General features: G+C 28.1%; 1 protein-coding gene and 1 pseudogene. One reads left to right on the forward strand and one right to left on the reverse strand.

Features of this window, described 5'->3' with window-relative positions; genetic code table 11:
- A pseudogene (locus tag CLOBL_RS27245) lies at positions 1-276 on the forward strand (sigma-70 family RNA polymerase sigma factor); the annotation flags it as partial.
- Between the two features lie 71 nt (positions 277-347).
- Here the strand turns inward: CLOBL_RS27245 and CLOBL_RS27250 are convergent.
- Positions 348-548 carry a hypothetical protein gene (locus CLOBL_RS27250; protein WP_242953949.1) on the reverse strand — a complete coding sequence of 67 codons (201 nt, stop codon included), beginning with the start codon at positions 546-548 and terminating at the stop codon, positions 348-350.
- Positions 549-936: the final 388 nt, after the last annotated feature.

The raw sequence follows: 936 nt of genomic DNA on the forward strand, positions 1-936 counted from the left end.
GATGCTTTAAGCCTTCATGCTGATGTTGAAAAAGATTTACCTTCTCAAGATATAAACCTGGAAGATTTATTTTGTGATAGATGTGATTCTGAAGATTTAAAGATGGCCATAAATAATTTGACTGAAGAGGAAAAAGAACTCATTGATTTTATATTCTTCAAAAGCAATACTATCCAGGATTACGCGTACTATAAAAATATGTGTTACTCTACTGCCTGCCTCAAAAAGAAAGTTACTTTCAATAAAATTTATGAATATATTTCTTTAAATTATTAAAATGTCAATGCTTAAAAACCAAGGTCACATAAACCTTGGTTTTTCTTTGCAATATATCTAATTTATATTTTTTACTCAAAGGAAAAGTTATTTATAACCTCTGTAGTCTTATCAATATAATCCTCAGCTACTTTATCAATTCCATCACAAATATACTTGAGAGAACATCCTTCACATTTATTTAATATTCCATCGTTTATTAATGAACAAGACAGCTCATCACCAAAAGTTGAATTTCTAATAGCAAGAGCAATCTGCTTCTTGTCAAACACTTCTTTATCTTCTGAATTAATTTGAAGTGAGAATCCAAATCTTGCATTTGGTTCTTCGAACTTCCCCAGCGAGTGAATACGAGTCGGGTTTCATTTTTTATCTTTAATCATAAGCATACACACTCCAATAACAATAATTTATTTGTAGCCTCAAAGAAATTTATCCGATGCTCTTATGGATATATGTTTTAGACTCTAAAATAACATTAAAAATCAATAATATTTTTATATTAAAATCTTCTCAAAGCGCATTTTATAAGCATATTCTGAAGAATATTTATGGTGATATGGCTTAGAATATATATTCTTATATGGTAATATTCTTCAGAATAAATATGGTACAGAATATTTATGGTAAACCATATTAGAATATACAGCAATTTAGCAT

Source organism: Clostridium sp. BL-8, assembly GCF_002006495.1.
Lineage (GTDB): Bacteria > Bacillota > Clostridia > Clostridiales > Clostridiaceae > Clostridium.